This window comes from Jatrophihabitans endophyticus (assembly GCF_900129455.1).
GTDB classification, from domain to species: domain Bacteria; phylum Actinomycetota; class Actinomycetes; order Mycobacteriales; family Jatrophihabitantaceae; genus Jatrophihabitans; species Jatrophihabitans endophyticus.
On record NZ_FQVU01000003.1, the window covers coordinates 425,218 to 443,189 of the forward strand.

Consider the following 17,972-nt stretch of genomic DNA (forward strand, 5'->3'; position numbering starts at 1 on the left):
AGACCGACCGGTCGGTCTTTAGGGTCGGGTGAATGGCTGATCTCCCCGGCGTCGACCTCGCGGCACTGACCGGTTGGCTCGACCGCGCCCGCCCCGGCCTGCGGCAGGGCGAGCTGTCCGGCGAGGTGATCGCCGGCGGCAAGTCCAACCTCACCTACCGCATCACGGACGGGACGGCGACGTGGGCGCTGCGCCGCCCGCCGCTCGCGCACGTGCTGCCCACCGCACACGACATGGTGCGCGAGTGGCGCGTCATCAGCGCGCTGCAGGGCACCGCCGTGGCCGTCCCCGAGGCCGTGGCGCTGTGCGAGGACGCCGACGTGCTGGGCGCGCAGTTCTACCTCATGGGCTTCGTCGACGGCGTCGTGCTCGATCGTCCCGACGTGCTCGGGACCGTCACGCCGGACGCCGCCACCCGCAGCTGCGAGCTGCTGGTCGACACGCTCGTCGACCTGCACGAGGTCGACCCGGGCACGGTCGGCCTCGGCGACTTCGGCCGGCCGGACGGCTTCCTGGCCCGACAGGTCCGGCGCTGGACCCAGCAGTGGCAGGCGTCGCAGACGCAGCCGCGGGCCGAGGTCGAGCGCACCGTCGAGCTGCTGACGACCACCCTGCCCGAGCAGTCGACGCCGGCCATCGTCCATGGCGACTACCGCCTCACCAACGTCATGTTCGACCGGGGGCTGCAGCGCATCGCGGCGGTCGTGGACTGGGAGATGGCCACGCTCGGCGACCCGCTCACCGACGTCGGTCTCATGGTCGTCTACCAGGGCCTCGCCGCGCAGGACGACACCGTCATGCCGCTCATGGCGCCGACGCAGGGTTTCCTCACCACCGACGCGCTCGTGGACCGCTACGCGCAGCGCTCGCCCCGCGACCTCACCGCGCTCGACTGGTACGTCGCCTTCGGCTACTACAAGCTCGCCGTGGTCTCGGAGGGCATCCACAACCGCTACCTCGCCGGCAAGACGGTGGGCGAGGGCTTCGACCACTTCGGCGAGCGCGTGCCCGAGCTGCTGGAGCGCGCGCTGTCGCTGCTCGAGGCGCGCTGACGTCGACGCGCACCGACCACCTACCCACCGAACGCGATCCCGGACGAGAGGACACGATGGACTTCGAGCACAGCGAACGCTCGCAGCAGCTGCAGCGGGAGGTGCGCGCCTTCCTGGCCGACCACGTCTACCCGGCCGAGCACGAGTTCGAGGAGCAGGCCGCCGCCAACCGGGCCGCCGGGACGCCGTTCCGCACCCCGGCCGTGCTGGCCGAGCTCAAGACCGAGGCGCGCCGCCGCGGGCTGTGGAACCTGTTCCTGCCGGCCGGGGTCTCGCCCGCGGACGGCCCGGAGCTCGGAGCCGGGCTCTCGGTGCTCGACTACGCGCCGCTCGCCGAGCTGTCGGGACGCTCGATCGCCCTCGCGCCGGAGGCCATGAACTGCTCGGCGCCGGACACCGGCAACATGGAGCTGCTGACCATGTTCGGCACCGAGCAGCAACGCGAGCAGTGGCTGCGCCCGCTGCTCGACGGTGAGATCCGCTCGTGCTTCTCGATGACCGAGCCGGACGTCGCCTCCTCGGACGCCACCAACATCGCCACCACCATCACGCGCGACGGCGACAGCTACGTCGTGCGGGGGCGCAAGTGGTGGTCGACGGGCGCGATGCGTCCCGAGTGCACGGTCGCCATCGTCATGGGCGTGAACGACGTCGACGGCCCGCGGCACGCCCGCCACTCCATGATCCTCGTGCCGCTCGACGCGCCCGGCGTCACCATCGAGCGCTCCACGAGCGTGTTCGGCTACGACGACGGCCCGCACGGCGGTCACGGCGTCATCGACTACGACGTCCGCGTCCCGGCCGAGAACCTGCTCGGCCCGGAGGGCGGCGGTTTCATGATGGCCCAGGCGCGGTTGGGCCCGGGCCGGATCCATCACTGCATGCGCAGCCTGGGCATGGCCGAGCGCGCGCTCGAGCTGATGTGCACGCGCACGGCGTCACGCTCGACGTTCGGCCAGCCGATCGCGCGCCACGGGGTCGTGCAGGAGTGGATCGCCGAGTCGCGGCTCGCCATCGACCAGGCCCGGCTGCTGGTGCTCCAGGCCGCCTGGCTCATCGACACCGTGGGCGTGAAGGACGCCCGCACCGAGATCGCGGCCATCAAGGTCGCCGCGCCGCGGGCTGCGTCGTGGGTCGTCGACCGCGCGATCCAGGCGCACGGGGGTGCGGGCGTGTCCGGCGACGTGCCGCTGGCCGAGATGTGGGCGCAGCTGCGCACGCTGCACCTGGCCGACGGGCCCGACGAGGTGCACCTGCGCTCCATCGCGCGCGACGAGCTGCGTGCCCATGCGCCGCGTGACTGACGCGCCCGCCGGCGGTCGGCCGTGACCGGGCCCGCCGGCGGCCCGCCGGACCTCCCGGACCTCCCGGACCTCCCGGACCTCCCGGACCTCCCGGACCTCCCGGACCCGCCGGCGCACGGCGCGCGCGAGCGCGTGCTGGCCGCCGCCGTCGATCTGTTCGCCGAGCAGGGCTACGACGGCACGAGCGTGGCGCAGGTGCTGGCCCGGGCCGGGGTCGCGAAGGGCGGTTTCTACCACCACTTCGCGAGCAAGGAGGCGTTGCTGTACGAGGTGTACGGCGATCTCATCGAGCGCCAGCTCGCGAGCATGGCCGAGATCCTCGCCCGCGGCGCCAGCCCGGCGCTCACGCTGCGCGCGCTGATCGACGACCTGGTCACCTCGACGGCCGCGAACGCCCGCCCCGCGCTCGTCTTCTGGCGCGAGCAGCACAAGCTCGGGGGCGAGCGCACCGCGCAGTACCGCCGGCAGCGCCGTCGCTACCACGACACCGTGCGCCGGCTCGTCCGTGACGGCCAGGCCAGCGGCGACTTCACGACCGTCGCCTCGGCCGACACCGTCACCTACACCATCTTCGGCGTCATCAACGAGATGCCGCTGTGGTTCCGCGCCGGGGGGACGCTCCGCCCGGCGCAGTTCGCGGCCGAGCTCGCGGACCTCGTCCTCGCCGCGCTCACGCCGACCGAAGGGAAGCACCGGCCATGACCCGATGGGGGCTCACCGTCCCGCTGCCGGGGGTGTCACTGCCCGACCACGCCGACATCGTCCGCGCCCTGCCCGACCTGGGGTACACCGACCTCTGGTCGGCCGAGACGAACGGCACCGACGCCTTCACGCCGCTCGCCCTGGCCGCCTCGTGGGAGCCGACGCTGCGTCTCGGCACCGCGATCGTGCCCGCCTTCACCCGCGGGCCCGCGCTGATCGCGATGTCGGCGTCGTCGCTGGCCCAGGCCGCGCCGGGGCGTTTCGTGCTCGGCCTCGGCGCGTCGAGTCCCGCGATCGTCGAGAAGTGGAACGGCCTCGCGTTCGACCAGCCGTTCCGCCGAACCCGCGACGTGCTGCGGGCGGTGCGGACGGCACTCGCCGGGGAGCGGGTCGACGGCGAGTTCGACACCTTCAGCGTCAGCCGGTTCAAGCTCGACGGGCCGCCGGCCGAGCCGCCGCCCATCGTGCTGGCGGCACTTCGCGCGCAAATGCTCAAACTCGCGGGACGCGAGGCGGACGGTGCGATCCTGAACTGGCTGGCGTCCTACGACGTCGCGCAGTGCCTCGCCGAGGTCGCGAACCCCGACGCCGAGGTCGTGGCCCGCATCTTCGTCTGCCCGACCGAGGACGTCGAATACGCGCGCAACGTGGGCCGGTTCATGATCTCCAGCTACCTCACGGTGCCCGCGTACGCGGCGTTCCACGACTGGCTCGGACGCGGGGAGGTGCTGCGTCCCATGCACGAGGCGTGGGCGGCCGGCGACCGCAAGGCGGCGCTCGCGGCGGTGCCCGACGACGTGGTCGACGACCTGGTTCTTCACGGCAGCCCGGAGTCGTGCCGCGACCAGGTGCAGGCCTACGCCGCGGCCGGCGTCACGACCCCGGTGCTGGCGCTCGTCCCGACCCCGGACGGGCCGCCCACCCTGGAGCTGCTGCGCCGACTCGCACCCGAGGGGGCCTGATGGAGATCCACGACGCGGTCGTCGTCGTCACCGGCGGCGCGAGCGGGATCGGCGCCGCCCTCGCACGCCGCTTCCACGGCGACGGTGCGCGTCACGTGGTCGTCGTCGACCGGGACGCGGACGGCGCGCGGGCCGTCGCGGCCGAGGTGGGCGGCGTCGCCGAGCAGGTGGACGTCGCCGACGCCGACGCCGTCGCGGCGCTGGTGACACGCACGCTGGATCGCGAGGGCCGCATCGACCTGTTCTGCTCCAACGCCGGTCGCACCACCGGCGTGGGGGTCGCCTCGCCGGAGCTGTGGCAGGCCGCGTGGGACCTCAACGTCATGGCGCACGTGCACGCCGCGCGAGCGGTGCTGCCCGCGATGCTCGAGCGCGGCCGGGGCCACCTGCTGCAGACCGCGTCGGCGGCGGGGCTGCTCACCTCGCCCGGCGACGCGCCGTACGCCGTGACCAAGCACGGCGCGGTGGCGTTCGCGGAGTGGCTCGCGGTGACCTACGGCGACCGCGGGATCGGCGTCAGCGTGCTCTGCCCGATGGGCGTGTCGACACCGTTGCTCATGGACCCGCTCGCCGCGGGCGAGGCCGGCGCGCAGGCGGTCGCAGCGTCGGGTGACATCGTGAGCGCCGAGCACGTCGCCGACGTGGTGGCCGCGGGGCTCGCGGGGGACAGGTTCCTGCTCCTGCCGCATCCCGAGGTCGGTACGTTCTGGGCGCAGAAGGCGTCGAGCCCCGACCGCTGGCTCGCCGGTGTACGCCGGCTCGTCTCGACCGACCGATCGGACAACGAGGAAAGGTAGTTCGTCATGGCAGGAGTTCAGGACCGCGTCGCGCTCGTCACCGGCGGCGCGCAGGGCATCGGTGCCGGCATCGCCGCGCGGCTCGCCGCCGACGGCGCCAAGGTCGCGGTGCTCGACCTCAATCAAGCGGCCGCGCAGGCCACCGTCGACCAGATCACCGGCATCGGCGGCACCGCGATCGCGCTGGGCGCCGACGTGTCCGACGGCGAGCAGGTGCAGGCGGCCGTGGACCAGGTCGCAGCCGAGCTGGGCGGCCTGCACATCCTGGTCAACAACGCCGGCGTGCTGCGCGACAACCTGCTGTTCAAGATGAGCGAGGACGACTGGACGACGGTGATGAACGTCCACCTGCGCGGTGCCTTCCTCTGCAGCAAGGCGGCCCAGAAGCACATGGTGGACGCCAAGTACGGCCGCATCATCTCGATGTCCTCGACCTCGGCGACCGGCAACCGCGGCCAGGCGAACTACTCGACGGCCAAGATGGGCCTGCAGGGCCTGACGAAGACGCTCGCGATCGAGCTCGGCCCGTTCGGCATCACCGCCAACGCCATCGCGCCCGGCTTCATCGAGACCGCGATGACCAAGGCGACGGCCGAGCGCATCGGCATCACGATCGAGCAGATGCGCGAGGCGAACGCGAAGAACAACCCGGTGCGTCGCGGCGGCGTCCCCGCCGACATCGCCAACGCCGCCGCGTTCTTCGCCGGCGAGGAGAGCGGCTACGTCACCGGCCAGGTGCTCTACGTCGACGGCGGCAGCGAACTGGTGTAGGTGAGCCGCGCCGGATCGCTCAGGCGACAGCGTCGGCTGAGAGCTGAGCGATCCGGCGACGACATCAGCGAAGTGCCGGGGAGGCGGTCACGCCGCGGCGGCGAAGGTGGGGTAGTAGGCGCTGCGGTGGCCGTCCTCGGTCGGGTGGTAGGAGATGCCGAAGTCGGCGAAGTTGACCGAGTGCAGCCAGCGGTTGTCGTCGCAGATCTCGTGGCCGGCGAACGCGGGCCGGACGTCGGCGAACGTCGCGCCCGCCCGCGACGCCGCACCGGACAGCACCGTGGAGAGCACGTCGATGCCCTCGTCGATCTTCGTCCGCTTGGTCTGGCTCAGCCCGACGCAGTCGGCGTCGAGGTCGTAGAAGTCCGGGTAGTTCAGCACGACGAGCTCGGCGTCCGGCGAGCGGTCGCGGATCTGGGCGAACAGGCTGTCGAGCTTGCCGGACAGCGCGCTGCGGGCGTCGGCCTCGGCGGCGTCGATCTCGCTGACGCAGGTGTCGTCGCTCTTGAGGTTGCAGTCCTTCATCACCCCGGCGAAGTCCTCGTCGTTGCCGCCGATGGTGATGCTGACCAGCGTCGTCGTCGCCGACAGCGCCGAGAGCTGGTCGGCGACGACGTCGGCGGTGGTCGCGCCGGAGCAGGCCACCGAGGTGTACGAGGCGGGGGAGTGCGCGTCGGCCCACACCTGGCTGTAGGCGTTCGTGCTGCGGTCGCAGGAACCGGAGCTGTCGACGTAGTCGCCGGCGCCGACGCCGGAGGAGTAGGAGTCGCCGAGCGCGACGTAGTGCACCGCGGCCGCCGCGGCCACCGGGGAGGCGAGGGCGAGGACGGCGCCGAGCGCGGCGACGAGGGTGGCGAACAGGACGGGGATGCGGCGCACGGCGACCTCCACTGGGGAACCGGTGTGTCCGGTTTGCGATTTCCGTCCGGGATGTTCTATCGCGAGACCACTGGTCCGCACCAGTCATCCGCGGTGGCCACTTGTGGACGGCCCGCGAGCCGCAGCGGACTCGGTGCGCGGCGCGGGGCACGTACGCTGGGCGCGTGTTCGACACGCTCTCCGACCGGCTCTCCGGCGTCTTCACCAACCTGCGCGGCAAGGGACGACTGTCCGACGCCGACATCGACGCCACCGCGCGCGAGATCCGCATCGCCCTGCTCGAGGCCGACGTCGCGCTCCCGGTCGTCCGGCAGTTCATCGCCCGGATCAAGGAGCGCGCGGGCGGCGCCGAGGTCTCCAAGGCGCTGAACCCGGCGCAGCAGGTCATCAAGATCGTCAACGAGGAGCTCGTGGCGATCCTCGGCGGCGAGACCCGCCGGCTGCAGTACGCGAAGCAGCCGCCGACGGTGATCATGCTCGCCGGCCTGCAGGGCGCCGGCAAGACGACGCTCGCCGGCAAGCTGGCCCGCTGGCTGCGCGACCAGGGCCACACGCCGCTGCTCGTGGCCTGCGACCTGCAGCGCCCGAACGCGGTCAACCAGCTGCAGGTGGTCGGTGAGCGCGCCGGCGTGCAGACCTACGCCCCCGAACCGGGCAACGGAGTGGGGGACCCGGTACGGGTGGCGCGGGACTCGATCGACTTCGCCCGCCGCGCGCAGCACGACATGGTCGTCGTCGACACCGCCGGCCGCCTGGGCATCGACGCCGAGATGATGCAGCAGGCGGCCGACATCCGCGCCGCGGTCGACCCGCAGGAGGTCCTGTTCGTCGTCGACGCCATGGTGGGCCAGGACGCGGTCAACACCGCCCAGGCCTTCCAGGACGGTGTCGGCTTCACTGGCGTCGTGCTGACCAAGCTCGACGGCGACGCCCGCGGTGGTGCGGCGCTGAGCGTCCGCGAGGTCACCGGGCAGCCCATCATGTTCGCCTCGAACGGTGAGAAGCTCGAGGACTTCGACGTCTTCCATCCCGATCGGATGGCCTCGCGCATCCTCGGCATGGGCGACATGCTGACCCTGATCGAGCAGGCCGAGCGCCACTTCGACCAGGACGAGGCCGAGCGGATGGCGGCCAAGCTGACCGCCGGCAACCAGTTCACCCTCGAGGACTTCCTGGACCAGCTGCAGGCGATCCGCCGGATGGGCCCCATCGGCAACCTGCTCGGCATGATGCCGGGCATGGGGCAGATGAAGGACGCCCTGGCGCAGGTCGACGACAAGGACCTCGACCGCACCGCGGCGATCATCCGTGGCATGACGCCGGCGGAGCGGGAGAACCCCAAGATCATCAACGGCTCGCGGCGACTGCGCATCGCCACCGGCTCGGGCGTGAAGGTCAGCGACGTCAACCAGCTCGTCGACCGCTTCTTCGAGGCCCGCAAGATGATGGGCCAGCTCGGCGGGATGGGGCTGCCGGGCATGCGCAAGCGCAGCGCGACCAAGTCCTCCAAGAACACCCGCAAGGGCAAGAAGGGCAAGAAGGGCGGCAGCCGCGGGCCGACGCAGGCCCGGATGCCCGCGGGCTACCCGGGCGGCCTGCCCGGCGGGTTGCCCGGTGCCGGCCTCGGCGGCGATCAGCTGCCCCCGGGGCTCCCGCCCGGCATGCAGATGCCCGACCTGTCCAAGCTCAAGCTGCCCAAGGAGTAGCCGGGAGCGCCGGGGCGCGCGCCGCCGGCGGCTATCGTGGGCCGACCCTCCTGCCCGACCACCGACGCGAACGGACCCACTCCAGCGTGTTGAACATCCACGCCCGCGCCGCCTTCTCCCGCGCGCTGGTGCCGCTGGCCACCGCTCTCGTCCGCGCCGGCGTCACCCCCGACGTCATCACCGTCGTCGGCACCGTCGGTGCCGTGGCCGGTGCCCTGGCCCTGCTCGGCACGGGCTGGTTCTTCGTGGGGACGCTGGTCGTCTGGTTCTTCGTCATGCTCGACATGGTCGACGGCGCGGTGGCCCGGGCCGGGGGCCGTGGCACCGACTTCGGTGCCGTCCTGGACTCCTCGTGCGACCGCATCGCCGACGCGGCCGTGTTCGGCGCCGTCGCCTGGTACTACGCCCAGCACGGCGAGCGGTGGATGCTGCTCGCCGCGCTGCTGTGCCTGGTGCTGGGGTCGCTGACCAGCTACATCCGGGCGCGCGCCGAGGGGGCAGGCTTCACCTGCACCGTCGGCATCGCCGAGCGGGCCGAACGGCTGATCGCGGTCCTGGTCGGCACGGGCCTCACCGGCCTCGGCGTCCCCTTCGTCCTCGCCGTCGCGCTGTGGCTGCTCGTCGCCGCGTCCGCGATCACCGTGGTCCAGCGCTTCGCGACCGTCCGCGAGCAGTCCCGTGCCCGCGCCGCCGCCGTGGAGGCGCCCCGGCCGGCGGGCTCCTGATGCTCGACGGCGTCCGGGAGCGCGCGACCGGACTCGGCTACTCCGCGGGCTGGAGCGTGGTGAAGTCGCTGCCGCGGGGTGTCTCGGCCCGCGCCTTCCGCGCGGCCGCGGACGCCGCCACCGTCCGCAACGGCGGCGGGGCCCGGCAGCTGCGCAGGAACCTGCGTCGCGTCGTCGGGCCGGCGATGTCCGAGCTGCGCATGGACGCGCTGGTCGGCGCCGCGCTGCGCTCCTATTCGCGCTACTGGCTCGAGACGTTCCGGCTGGAGGCGATGGACCACGCCGCGGTGGCCGAGAGCTTCGACCGCAACAGCCGGGGCCTGGACCTGCTCGACGCCGGGCTCGCCGCGGGCAACGGGGTCGTGGTGGCGCTGTCGCACTCCGGGAACTGGGACGCCTCGGGGATCTGGTGCATCGAGCGCTACGGGCCGCTCACCACGGTCGCGGAGCGGCTCCGCCCGGCGTCGGTCTTCGATCGCTTCGTCGCCTACCGCGAGTCGATCGGGATGGAGGTCGTCGCGCTCACCGGCGGGGAGCGCCCGCCCATGGCCGTGCTGTCCGACCGGCTCCGGGACAACGGCGTGGTGTGCCTGCTGGCCGACCGCGACCTGTCGCACCACGGCATCGAGGTCGACTTCTTCGGCGAGCGCACCCGCATGCCGGCCGGTCCCGCGCTGCTCGCCGCCACGACCGGTGCCCAGCTGATCGTCGCGCACTCCCGTTTCGTCGGCGACGACGGCTGGGGCCACGACCTGCGCGGCCCCGTCGCGCTGCCGGGGGAGCGGCTGCGCGACCGGGTCGTCGCGGCGACGCAGACGATGGCCGATCTGTTCGCCGAGGGCATCCGCGGCAAGCCCGAGGACTGGCACATGCTGCAGCGGCTGTGGCTCGCCGACCTGCCGGCCCGCCCCGCGCCACCGGTCGCCGCCGCGCCGGCCGGGACCACCGGACGGTAGGCGATGCGGATCGGGATCGTGTGCCCGTACTCGTGGGACATCCCCGGCGGGGTCCAGGCCCACGTGCGCGACCTCGCCGAGAAGCTCGTCACCCTCGGCCACGTCGTGTCGGTGCTGGCGCCCGGGGACGACGAGATCCCCGACCGCCCCGACTATCTCGAGGTGGCGGGCAAGGCGGTGCCCATCCCGTACAACGGCTCGGTGGCGCGCCTGCAGTTCGGCCTGGTGTCGGCGGCCCGGGTGAGGCGCTGGCTGCGCGACGGGGCCTTCGACGTCGTCCACGTGCACGAGCCCGCGCCGCCGAGCCTCTCGCTGCTGACGTGCATGATCCACGACGGCCCGCTCGTGGCGACCTTCCACGCCGCGACCGTCCGCTCCCGCTTCCTCGCCATGTTCGACACCGTGCTGCAGCCCTTCCTGGAGAAGATCTCGGGCAAGATCGCGGTGTCGGCCGCGGCCCGGCAGGTCATCGTCGAGCATCTCGGCGGCGACGCCGTGGTGATCCCGAACGGCGTCGCCGTCGACCACTACGCCGGCGCCGAACCGCTGCCGGGCTACCCCCGGGCCGGTGGCACGGTGGGCTTCATCGGCCGCTACGACGAGGCCCGCAAGGGCATGGACGTCCTCGTCGGCGCGCTCGAGCTGCTGGCCCCGCTGCGCCCCGAGCTGCGGGTCGTGGTCGCCGGCCGCGGCGACGCGGACGACTTCCGCGCCGGCCTGCCGGCCGGGCTCGCCGACCGCTTCGACCTGCTCGGCCAGGTGAGCGAGGCCGACAAGGCCCGCATGCTGCGCAGCGTGGACGTCTACTGCGCGCCGAACACCGGGCAGGAGAGCTTCGGCGTCATCCTGCTCGAGGCCATGGCCGCGCGGACGGCGATCGTGGCGTCGGACATCGAGCCCTTCCGCCGCGTCCTCGACGGGGGTGTGGCCGGCAGGTGCTTCGCGACCGGCGACCCGCGCGCCCTCGCCGGGGCGCTCGCCGACGTGCTGGACGACGCGCCGCTGCGCAACCGTCTCGTCGCGGCGGGGACGCGGGCGGTCGCGCCGTACGACTGGTCGGTGATCGTCGGCGACGTGCTGCGCGTCTACGAGCTGGCGATCGCCGGCGCCGGGACATGAGCCACACCTGCGCGAGGCGTCCCGAGTCTGCCCGCCGTCTCGCCTAGAGTCCCGCTCGTGCTCCCCGTCGGCTGGTTCGTGGCCGCCGTCGTCCTCGCCGTGCTGGTGACGATGTGGTTCACGTTCACGCTGACCCGGCTGGACCGCCTGCACGCCCGGGTGGACGCCGCCCAGGCCGCCCTCGACAGCCAGCTGGTGCGCCGGGCCGCCGCGCTGCAGCACGTCGCCGAGTCGCCGCACACGCGACTGCCCGACGACGAGCGCACCCGCTTCGACGACACCGCGCGGGTCGCGCTGGCGGCCGGGGCCGGCGGCACGGAGCTGACCGCGCGCGACGGCGCCGAGAACGCCGTGGGACGCGCGGTGGTCGACCTGGTCGCCCGGCCGAGCGACGAACCGGACGCCGCGCACGCCGCCGCCGTCGACGAGCTGCGCGAGGCGGCCGCGCGGGTCCTGATCGCCCGCCGCTTCTACAATGACGCGGTCCGTGACACGCGAGCGCTGCGTGACCGACGCATGCCGAGAATGCTGCGCATGGCCGGCCGGCGCGAGATGCCGCCCTTCTTCGACATCGACGACACCCTGCCTGCCCCGACGCCCACCGCCGCGAGGCCCGCGCGCGCCGAACCCACGGAAGAGGACTGACGATGACCCCCCTGACCCGCCCGTCCCGCACGCTCGTCGCCGGCGGCGTCGTCGCCACGCTGCTCGCGGCGTCGGCGTGCAGTGGCGACGACCACAAGCAGCAGAGCTCGGCGTCGGCCACGCCCACGACCCCGTCGTCGTCCAGCTCGTCGTCCCCGGCCGCGAAGCGGACCCCGGACCCGCTCTTCGGCGGGAAGTTCAGCCGCAACGCCGTGGTCGCGGTCAAGATCGACGACACCGCCAACGGCCGGCCGCAGCGCAACATCGACAAGGCCGACGTGGTGTACATCGAGGAGGTCGAGGGCGGCCTGACCCGCCTCGTCGGCGTGTTCCACTCCTCGCTGCCGACCGTCGCGTCCGTCCGCAGCACTCGCGCCGCCGATCCCGAGCTCGTCAGCCAGTACGGCAAGGTCGCCTTCGTGGCCTCGGGCGGGGCCAAGGTGCCGCTGCGCTACCTCGACCGCTCCTACCTCAAGACCACGATCAACGACCGTGGCGGCCCGGGGTTCCAGCGCACGGGCGACAAGCCGGCGCCCTACAACCTCAGCGCCAACCTGGCCGTGGTGGCCAAGGCGCTCAAGGCCCCGGGTGCCCGTGACGTCGGGTTCAGCTGGTCGGCGTCGACGTCCCAGCTCAAGGGAGCGTCGTCCGGCACCCGGGTCGAGACGCGGGTCGGCGGCACGGCCGTCGAGTTCCGCTACAACCGCAAGACCCACCGCTACGTCCGCTACATCGACGGCCAGGCGCAGCGGACCGCGAGCGGCGCCCTCGTCGCGACTCCGAACGTGCTCGTCCAGTTCTGCAAGGTCGTGCCGTTCCGGGCCGACACCGACGTGAACGGCAACCCCAACCAGTTCACCAACACCGTCGGCTCGGGCAAGGTCGTGCTCTTCCGCGACGGCAAGCGCGTCGGCGGGACCTGGAAGCGCGCGAAGACGAACGCCGGGACGACGCTGCTCGACGGGAAGGGCAAGAAGCTCGTCTTCCGTCCCGGCGGCACGTGGGTGGTCCTGACCAAGAACGGCCAGCAGCTCGCCTCCTAGCGCACTGGCCGCGGCTCGTAGACTCGGGTCCATGTCCGAGCACAGCAGCGAATCCACCCCGGCCGATCACACCGTCGGCACCGGCCGCGTCAAGCGAGGCATGGCCGAGATGCTCAAGGGCGGCGTCATCATGGATGTCGTCACGGTGGAGCAGGCGAAGATCGCCGAGGACGCGGGCGCGGTCGCGGTGATGGCGCTGGAGCGCGTCCCGGCCGACATCCGGGCCGAGGGCGGCGTGTCGCGGATGAGCGATCCGGACATGATCGACGGCATCATCGCGGCCGTCTCCATCCCGGTCATGGCCAAGGCGCGCATCGGCCACTTCGTCGAGGCGCAGGTCCTGCAGTCCCTCGGCGTCGACTACGTGGACGAGTCCGAGGTGCTCACCCCGGCCGACTACGCCAACCACATCGACAAGTGGCAGTTCACCGTGCCCTTCGTGTGCGGGGCCACCAACCTCGGCGAGGCGCTGCGCCGCATCACCGAGGGGGCGGCCATGATCCGCTCCAAGGGCGAGGCCGGCACCGGTGACGTCTCCAACGCCACCACCCACATGCGCAAGCTGCGCGACCAGCTCCGCTGGCTCGGCTCGCTGCCCGAGGACGAGCTCTACGTCGCGGCCAAGGAGCTGCAGGCGCCGTACGAGCTGGTGGCCGAGGTCGCCCGCAACGGCAAGCTGCCGGTCGTCCTCTTCACCGCCGGCGGCATCGCCACGCCCGCGGACGCGGCGATGATGATGCAGCTCGGCGCCGAGGGCGTGTTCGTGGGCTCGGGCATCTTCAAGTCCGGTAACCCCGCCCAGCGTGCCGAGGCCATCGTCAAGGCCACCACCTTTCACGACGACCCCGACGTCATCGCCAAGGTCTCGCGCGGCCTCGGCGAGGCCATGGTCGGCATCAACGTCGACGAGATCCCGCAGCCGCACCGGCTCGCCGAGCGCGGCTGGTAGGCACCACCCGCGCCGGGTGTCGCCGGTCTGCCGGGACCCTTGTTCGTGATGTAGGACGGCGCGTGTGCGCGTCGTGTGCAGGCCGCACACGGCGTGCATACGGCGTGCATACGGCGTGCATACGGCGTGCATACGGCGTGCATACGACATGCACACGGGCCGTGTGACACCGCGCCGAGGGCCCGCGGTCGACGACCGCCGGGGCTGCCATGTGGCGCGCCGGGCGGCCGAAGCTGTCGTAGGCCCGTCCTAGCTTGGGACGTGCGAGCCGCGTGGCGGAGTCGCGGGGCCGACGACGGGGGCGGTAGCGATGGAACTGGAACAGCACGTTCGGGCGCGGTGCGCGGCGGCCGGGCTCGACCCGGACGAGATGGAGCGGCTGCTGGTCGAGTCGGGGTCGATCAGCCGCGTCCTGGCCCGGATCGGGGGCGCCGAGGTCGACGCGTGCCGCCCGATCGAGCGCGGTGACACCCCGGCGGGACGGCCCGTGGGGGTCGGTACCCGCCGCTGGCGGGCCACGCCCGGATCCTCGGCCACGCTGAGCCTGCGCCTCGACCACGACGAGATGGCCGAGCTGCGCGGCCGGGCCGAACGCCAGGGTGTCGGGGTCAGCGTGCTGGCGCGCGCGTACCTGCGACGGGCGCTCGCGGCCCCGCCGGACGCCCGGCCGTGGTGACCGTCGGCGGCCGCGGCGCGCGAGCCGGCGCTCGGTAGGCTCGGACATCGTGCCGACGATCGGGATCTTCGCGCTGCAGGGTGACGTGCGCGAGCACGCCCGCGCGCTGGAAGCGGCGGGCTGCGGTGCGGTGCCGGTGCGCCGGCCCGCCGAGCTCGCGGCGGTCGACGGGCTGGTGCTGCCGGGGGGCGAGTCGACGACGATCCTGAAGCTCGCCCGCACCTTCGAGCTGCTCGACCCGCTGCGCGAGCGCATCGCCGACGGGCTGCCGGTCTACGGGTCCTGCGCCGGGATGATCCTGCTCGCCGACCGCGTCGACAGCGGCGGGTCGCCGCTCGCCGAGACCATCGGCGGCCTGGACATCGCGGTGCGTCGCAACGCCTTCGGCAGGCAGGTCGACTCGTTCGAGGAGGACGTCGCCGTCGACGGGGTCGACGGCGGGCCGGTGCGCGCGGTGTTCATCCGGGCGCCCTGGGTGCAGGAACTTGGCCCCGCGGCGCGGGCCCTCGGCACCACCCGTGCCGGGCAGGTCGTCGCCGTCCGGCAGGGAGCGCTGCTGGCCACGTCCTTCCACCCCGAGATGACCGGCGACGGTCGCGTGCACGCCTACTTCTGCCGGATGGTCACCGAGACCGCCAGGTAGACTGGATCGTTGGGATCACGAGCGACAGGACGGGAGCGCCGACGTGTCAGGCCACTCCAAATGGGCGACGACCAAGCACCAGAAGGCCGCGAAGGACGCCAAGCGCGGCAAGCTGTTCGCCAAGCTGATCAAGAACATCGAGGTCGCGGCCCGCACCGGTGGCGGTGACCCCGACGGCAACCCGACCCTGTATGACGCCATCCAGAAGGCGCGCAAGAACTCGGTCCCGATCGACAACATCGACCGCGCCGTGAAGCGCGGGTCGGGCGCCGAGGCCGGTGGCGCCGACTGGCAGACGATCATGTACGAGGGCTACGGCCCGAGCGGGGTCGCGGTGCTCATCGAGTGCCTCACCGACAACAAGAACCGCGCCGCCATGGAGGTCCGCACCGCCATGACCCGCAACGGCGGCAACATGGCCGATCCGGGCTCGGTGGCGTACCTGTTCAACCGCAAGGGCGTGGTGGTCGTGCCGGCCACCGACCTGGCCGAGGACGACGTGCTGCTGGCCGTCCTGGACGCCGGGGCCGAGGAGGTCAACAACCTCGGCGGGGCGTTCGAGGTCGTCAGCGAGGCCACCGACCTGGTGCCCGTCCGCACCGCCCTGCAGGACGCCGGCATCGAGTACGACTCGGCCGACTCCTCGTTCCTGCCCAGCGTGCAGGTGCCCCTCGACGAGGAGGGCGCGCGCAAGGTGCTCAAGCTCGTCGACGCGCTCGAGGACCTCGACGACGTCCAGAACGTCTACGCCAACTTCGACGTCAGCGACGACGTGCTGGAGGCCGTCGGCGCCGAGTGAGCCCAGGGTCAGAGGCCCGCGGCGATCGCGCGCGCCAGGGCCATGACCTGCGGGTCGTTGCGCGCGAGCGCCGCCGCCTGCATGGAGTGACCGATCGCCTGGACGCCGAAGAGCACCGCTCCCTGCTGCACGACCACGGTGTGCACCTGGTCGCGGATGGCCCCGTCGCCGATCGGGACCGCGGTGAACGCGATGTCGTTGTCCTTGCACTGCTGCTTGTACTGGGCGAGGGTCGTGCCGTCGAAGTAGAAGACGTTGACCTTGGTGACCGACCCGGACGCGACGGCGAACTCGCAGTTGCGTACCGAGCCGGCCTTGCCGGCCGCCGCGCCGGGGAACACCGAGGCGACCGTCGTCCGGTCCGTGACGTCGCACGGCCCGTCCACCGATCCGCCGCCGGCTTTCGCGCCGACCTTCGCGCCGGCGTCGGTGCGGTCCACGCCGGCAGGCCCGTCGGCGCCGTCCGAGCCGCAGCCGGCGAGCAGGGCGGCGGCGGCGATGGTGGCGAGCAGCGCGGCGGCGGGGCGGGGGTTGCGCATGGTGTCCTCCGGAGGGCGGGTGGGTGTCGCCCACCCTCCGGACGGACCTTCGGGCAGCCTTAAGGTCGCGCGAGGTGCCGGCCAGCGAAGCGCAGGTCGGCCGGAAGCTGACTGCGCCAGTACGCGTCGTCGTGGCCGCCCGGCTCGATCCCGCCCGCCGGTCTGGGACGGATCCGCGCCCGCAGATCGGTGACGACGTAGCGGAACCCGTCGCGGTCGCCGCACGAGATCCGCGCCGGGATGCCGTCGAGCCGGCTCGCCCTCGGCAGGACGGCGTGCCGGTCGAAGTCGGCGTCGTCGTCGAAGGAGCCCTCGACCCGCTGGCCCGCGCGGTGCCACATGGCCGGGCTCTCCGCGACGAGCGCGGCGACGCGGCCGCGGCCGAGGACGGTCGCGAGGTAGAGCGCGCCGTAGCCGCCCATCGACCACCCGATGAAGGCCACGCGCCGGGTGTCGAGGTCGTGCCGCGCGAGCAGGGGGAGGAACTCGTGGACGACCATGCCCGCCGGATCGGTCCCGCGCCGCGGGTGCCAGTACTCGTGGTCACCGCCGTCGACCGAGGCGATCGCGAAGGGCGCCGTGCCCGAGCCGACGACGTCGGCCAGGACGCGGTCGAGACGCAGGTTGGTGAAGACCGCGCCGTGGTCGCCGCCGCGGGCGTGCAGCGCGACCAGGACCGGCAGCCGGTCGTGGGCGTGGCCGGCGGGGCGGGCGATCGTCCAGCCCGTGGCGGCATGCCGGTAGCGCGAGCGGAACGTGCCGCCGGTGACGATGCCGACCGTGTCGTCCGCGCCGCAGGCGGCGAGCGTGCCGGCGATCCCCGCGAGCACGGCCGCGCCGCCGAGCAGGAACCGGCGGCGGTCGGTCACGCCGGTTTCTCCCAGAACTGGAAGAAGTACCGCCCGACCCCGGCGAAGCCGTCCTGGATGCCGGTGAGCCGGCACAGCGCGTCCACGAGATCGAAGAAGGCGTCGTTGAGGGGGGTGAAGACGATGAGCAGGACGATGACGGCGAGCATGCCCCACGGCTTGACCCGGTCGCCGTACTGCTGGGTCTGCGGGTCCAGGTAGGGCTCGACGATCGCGTAGCCGTCCAGCCCGGGCACGGGCAGCAGGTTGAGCACCGCGGCGGTGACCTGCAGGAAGCCGAGGAAGGCGACTCCGCCCCAGAACCGGGCGTGGTTGTCCTGCCCGGTGAAGTAGAGCCCGACGTCGGTGGCGTGCTGCTTGGCCAGCACGAGCAGCACGACACCGAGCACGAGGTTGGTGAGCGGGCCGACGGCGGCCGCCACGCTCTGCATCGCCCGGCTGCGGAACGCGTGGCGGTGCAGGTACACGGCGCCGCCGGGCAGGCCGATGCCACCCTGCACGATGAAGAACAGCGGCAGGACGATCGAGAGCACCGGGTGGGCGTACTTGAACGGGTTGAGGGTGAGGTACCCCGCGGCCTCCACGCTGCGGTCGCCGGCCCGGTAGGCCGCGTAGGCGTGGGCGAACTCGTGGAAGCACACCGAGACGACCCAGCCGCCGAGCACGAACACGAAGACGCCCATGTTGCCCGGGATCGACCCGGCGCCCGACTGCGTCCAGGCGAGCAGGCCACCGAGCGCCGTGACCGCGACGAAGACCAGGAACAGCGGGCTCGGCCGGCGGTTCCCGGTGCTGCGGCGATTGCCGAGGTTGTACACCGACATGCCGCGCACGGT

20 protein-coding genes are annotated in these 17,972 nt (G+C 72.9%); 16 read left to right on the plus strand and 4 right to left on the minus strand.

Annotated features, from left to right (window positions below):
• Nucleotides 1-32: 32 nt before the first annotated feature.
• From BUE29_RS12135 to fabG, 6 genes are read left to right on the plus strand one after another with little or no spacing between them, the layout of a single operon-like run.
• Nucleotides 33-1,052, plus strand: a complete 1,020-nt coding sequence (locus tag BUE29_RS12135) for a phosphotransferase family protein (protein ID WP_073390586.1) — start codon at nucleotides 33-35, stop codon at nucleotides 1,050-1,052.
• A 56-nt stretch (nucleotides 1,053-1,108) separates the two neighbouring features.
• Nucleotides 1,109-2,356, plus strand: a complete 1,248-nt coding sequence (locus BUE29_RS12140) for an acyl-CoA dehydrogenase family protein (RefSeq protein ID WP_073390588.1) — start codon at nucleotides 1,109-1,111, stop codon at nucleotides 2,354-2,356.
• A gap of 21 nt (nucleotides 2,357-2,377) precedes the next feature.
• Nucleotides 2,378-3,058 (plus strand): TetR/AcrR family transcriptional regulator, encoded by a 681-nt coding sequence (locus BUE29_RS12145; protein WP_084180988.1) that lies wholly within the window; start codon nucleotides 2,378-2,380, stop codon nucleotides 3,056-3,058.
• Nucleotides 3,055-4,020 (plus strand): LLM class F420-dependent oxidoreductase, encoded by a 966-nt coding sequence (locus tag BUE29_RS12150; RefSeq protein ID WP_073390591.1) that lies wholly within the window; start codon nucleotides 3,055-3,057, stop codon nucleotides 4,018-4,020. Before BUE29_RS12145 ends, BUE29_RS12150 begins: the two co-directional genes overlap by 4 nt.
• Nucleotides 4,020-4,817: an SDR family oxidoreductase gene (locus BUE29_RS12155; RefSeq protein ID WP_073390594.1), complete on the plus strand. Its 798-nt coding sequence runs from the start codon at nucleotides 4,020-4,022 to the stop codon at nucleotides 4,815-4,817. Before BUE29_RS12150 ends, BUE29_RS12155 begins: the two co-directional genes overlap by 1 nt.
• 6 nt (nucleotides 4,818-4,823) lie before the next feature.
• The gene (gene fabG, locus BUE29_RS12160) at nucleotides 4,824-5,588 is read left to right on the plus strand and encodes a 3-oxoacyl-ACP reductase FabG (RefSeq protein WP_073390595.1); all 765 of its coding nucleotides are present in this window, start codon (nucleotides 4,824-4,826) and stop codon (nucleotides 5,586-5,588) included.
• An 87-nt stretch (nucleotides 5,589-5,675) separates the two neighbouring features.
• Here fabG and BUE29_RS12165 read toward each other — a convergent pair whose 3' ends face one another.
• On the minus strand, nucleotides 5,676-6,467 hold the full coding sequence (locus tag BUE29_RS12165) for an SGNH/GDSL hydrolase family protein (RefSeq protein ID WP_143168153.1): 792 nt from the start codon (nucleotides 6,465-6,467) through the stop codon (nucleotides 5,676-5,678).
• Nucleotides 6,468-6,631: 164 nt separating this feature from the next.
• On the opposite strand from BUE29_RS12165, the gene ffh reads away from it, so the two are divergent.
• The 10 genes from ffh to BUE29_RS12215 all read left to right on the plus strand — a co-directional run bounded on the left by ffh (nucleotide 6,632) and on the right by BUE29_RS12215 (nucleotide 15,728).
• Nucleotides 6,632-8,173 carry a signal recognition particle protein gene (gene ffh, locus BUE29_RS12170; RefSeq protein ID WP_073390597.1) on the plus strand — a complete coding sequence of 514 codons (1,542 nt, stop codon included), beginning with the start codon at nucleotides 6,632-6,634 and terminating at the stop codon, nucleotides 8,171-8,173.
• 86 nt (nucleotides 8,174-8,259) lie between these two features.
• Complete coding sequence (gene pgsA, locus BUE29_RS12175; RefSeq protein ID WP_073390598.1) at nucleotides 8,260-8,898, plus strand: phosphatidylinositol phosphate synthase; 639 nt, start codon at nucleotides 8,260-8,262, stop codon at nucleotides 8,896-8,898.
• Entirely contained in the window at nucleotides 8,898-9,854 is a 957-nt protein-coding gene (locus BUE29_RS12180; RefSeq protein ID WP_073390599.1) for a phosphatidylinositol mannoside acyltransferase, read from the plus strand. Before pgsA ends, BUE29_RS12180 begins: the two co-directional genes overlap by 1 nt.
• Before the next feature lie 3 nt (nucleotides 9,855-9,857).
• The gene (locus tag BUE29_RS12185; RefSeq protein ID WP_073390600.1) at nucleotides 9,858-10,973 is read left to right on the plus strand and encodes a glycosyltransferase family 4 protein; all 1,116 of its coding nucleotides are present in this window, start codon (nucleotides 9,858-9,860) and stop codon (nucleotides 10,971-10,973) included.
• Between the two features lie 57 nt (nucleotides 10,974-11,030).
• Nucleotides 11,031-11,618, plus strand: a complete 588-nt coding sequence (locus BUE29_RS12190) for a LemA family protein (RefSeq protein ID WP_073390601.1) — start codon at nucleotides 11,031-11,033, stop codon at nucleotides 11,616-11,618.
• Nucleotides 11,619-11,620: 2 nt separating this feature from the next.
• Nucleotides 11,621-12,661 carry a DUF3048 domain-containing protein gene (locus BUE29_RS12195; protein ID WP_073390602.1) on the plus strand — a complete coding sequence of 347 codons (1,041 nt, stop codon included), beginning with the start codon at nucleotides 11,621-11,623 and terminating at the stop codon, nucleotides 12,659-12,661.
• Between the two features lie 31 nt (nucleotides 12,662-12,692).
• Nucleotides 12,693-13,610, plus strand: a complete 918-nt coding sequence (gene pdxS / locus BUE29_RS12200; protein ID WP_073390603.1) for a pyridoxal 5'-phosphate synthase lyase subunit PdxS — start codon at nucleotides 12,693-12,695, stop codon at nucleotides 13,608-13,610.
• 310 nt (nucleotides 13,611-13,920) lie between these two features.
• Nucleotides 13,921-14,286, plus strand: coding sequence for a ribbon-helix-helix protein, CopG family (locus BUE29_RS12205; protein WP_073390604.1), 366 nt, complete (start codon nucleotides 13,921-13,923; stop codon nucleotides 14,284-14,286).
• Between the two features lie 46 nt (nucleotides 14,287-14,332).
• The gene (pdxT, locus tag BUE29_RS12210; protein ID WP_073391126.1) at nucleotides 14,333-14,929 is read left to right on the plus strand and encodes a pyridoxal 5'-phosphate synthase glutaminase subunit PdxT; all 597 of its coding nucleotides are present in this window, start codon (nucleotides 14,333-14,335) and stop codon (nucleotides 14,927-14,929) included.
• 43 nt (nucleotides 14,930-14,972) lie between these two features.
• Complete coding sequence (locus tag BUE29_RS12215) at nucleotides 14,973-15,728, plus strand: YebC/PmpR family DNA-binding transcriptional regulator (RefSeq protein WP_073390605.1); 756 nt, start codon at nucleotides 14,973-14,975, stop codon at nucleotides 15,726-15,728.
• Between the two features lie 8 nt (nucleotides 15,729-15,736).
• Here the strand turns inward: BUE29_RS12215 and BUE29_RS12220 are convergent, their stop codons facing one another.
• Genes BUE29_RS12220 through BUE29_RS12230 form a run of 3 tightly spaced genes read right to left on the minus strand, consistent with a single transcriptional unit; the run spans nucleotide 15,737 to nucleotide 17,960 of the window.
• Complete coding sequence (locus BUE29_RS12220) at nucleotides 15,737-16,267, minus strand: hypothetical protein (RefSeq protein WP_073390606.1); 531 nt, start codon at nucleotides 16,265-16,267, stop codon at nucleotides 15,737-15,739.
• A gap of 59 nt (nucleotides 16,268-16,326) precedes the next feature.
• Entirely contained in the window at nucleotides 16,327-17,136 is an 810-nt protein-coding gene (locus BUE29_RS12225; protein WP_073390607.1) for an alpha/beta hydrolase, read from the minus strand.
• The gene (locus tag BUE29_RS12230) at nucleotides 17,133-17,960 is read right to left on the minus strand and encodes a site-2 protease family protein (RefSeq protein ID WP_073391127.1); all 828 of its coding nucleotides are present in this window, start codon (nucleotides 17,958-17,960) and stop codon (nucleotides 17,133-17,135) included. Before BUE29_RS12230 ends, BUE29_RS12225 begins: the two co-directional genes overlap by 4 nt.
• Nucleotides 17,961-17,972 lie beyond the last annotated feature (12 nt).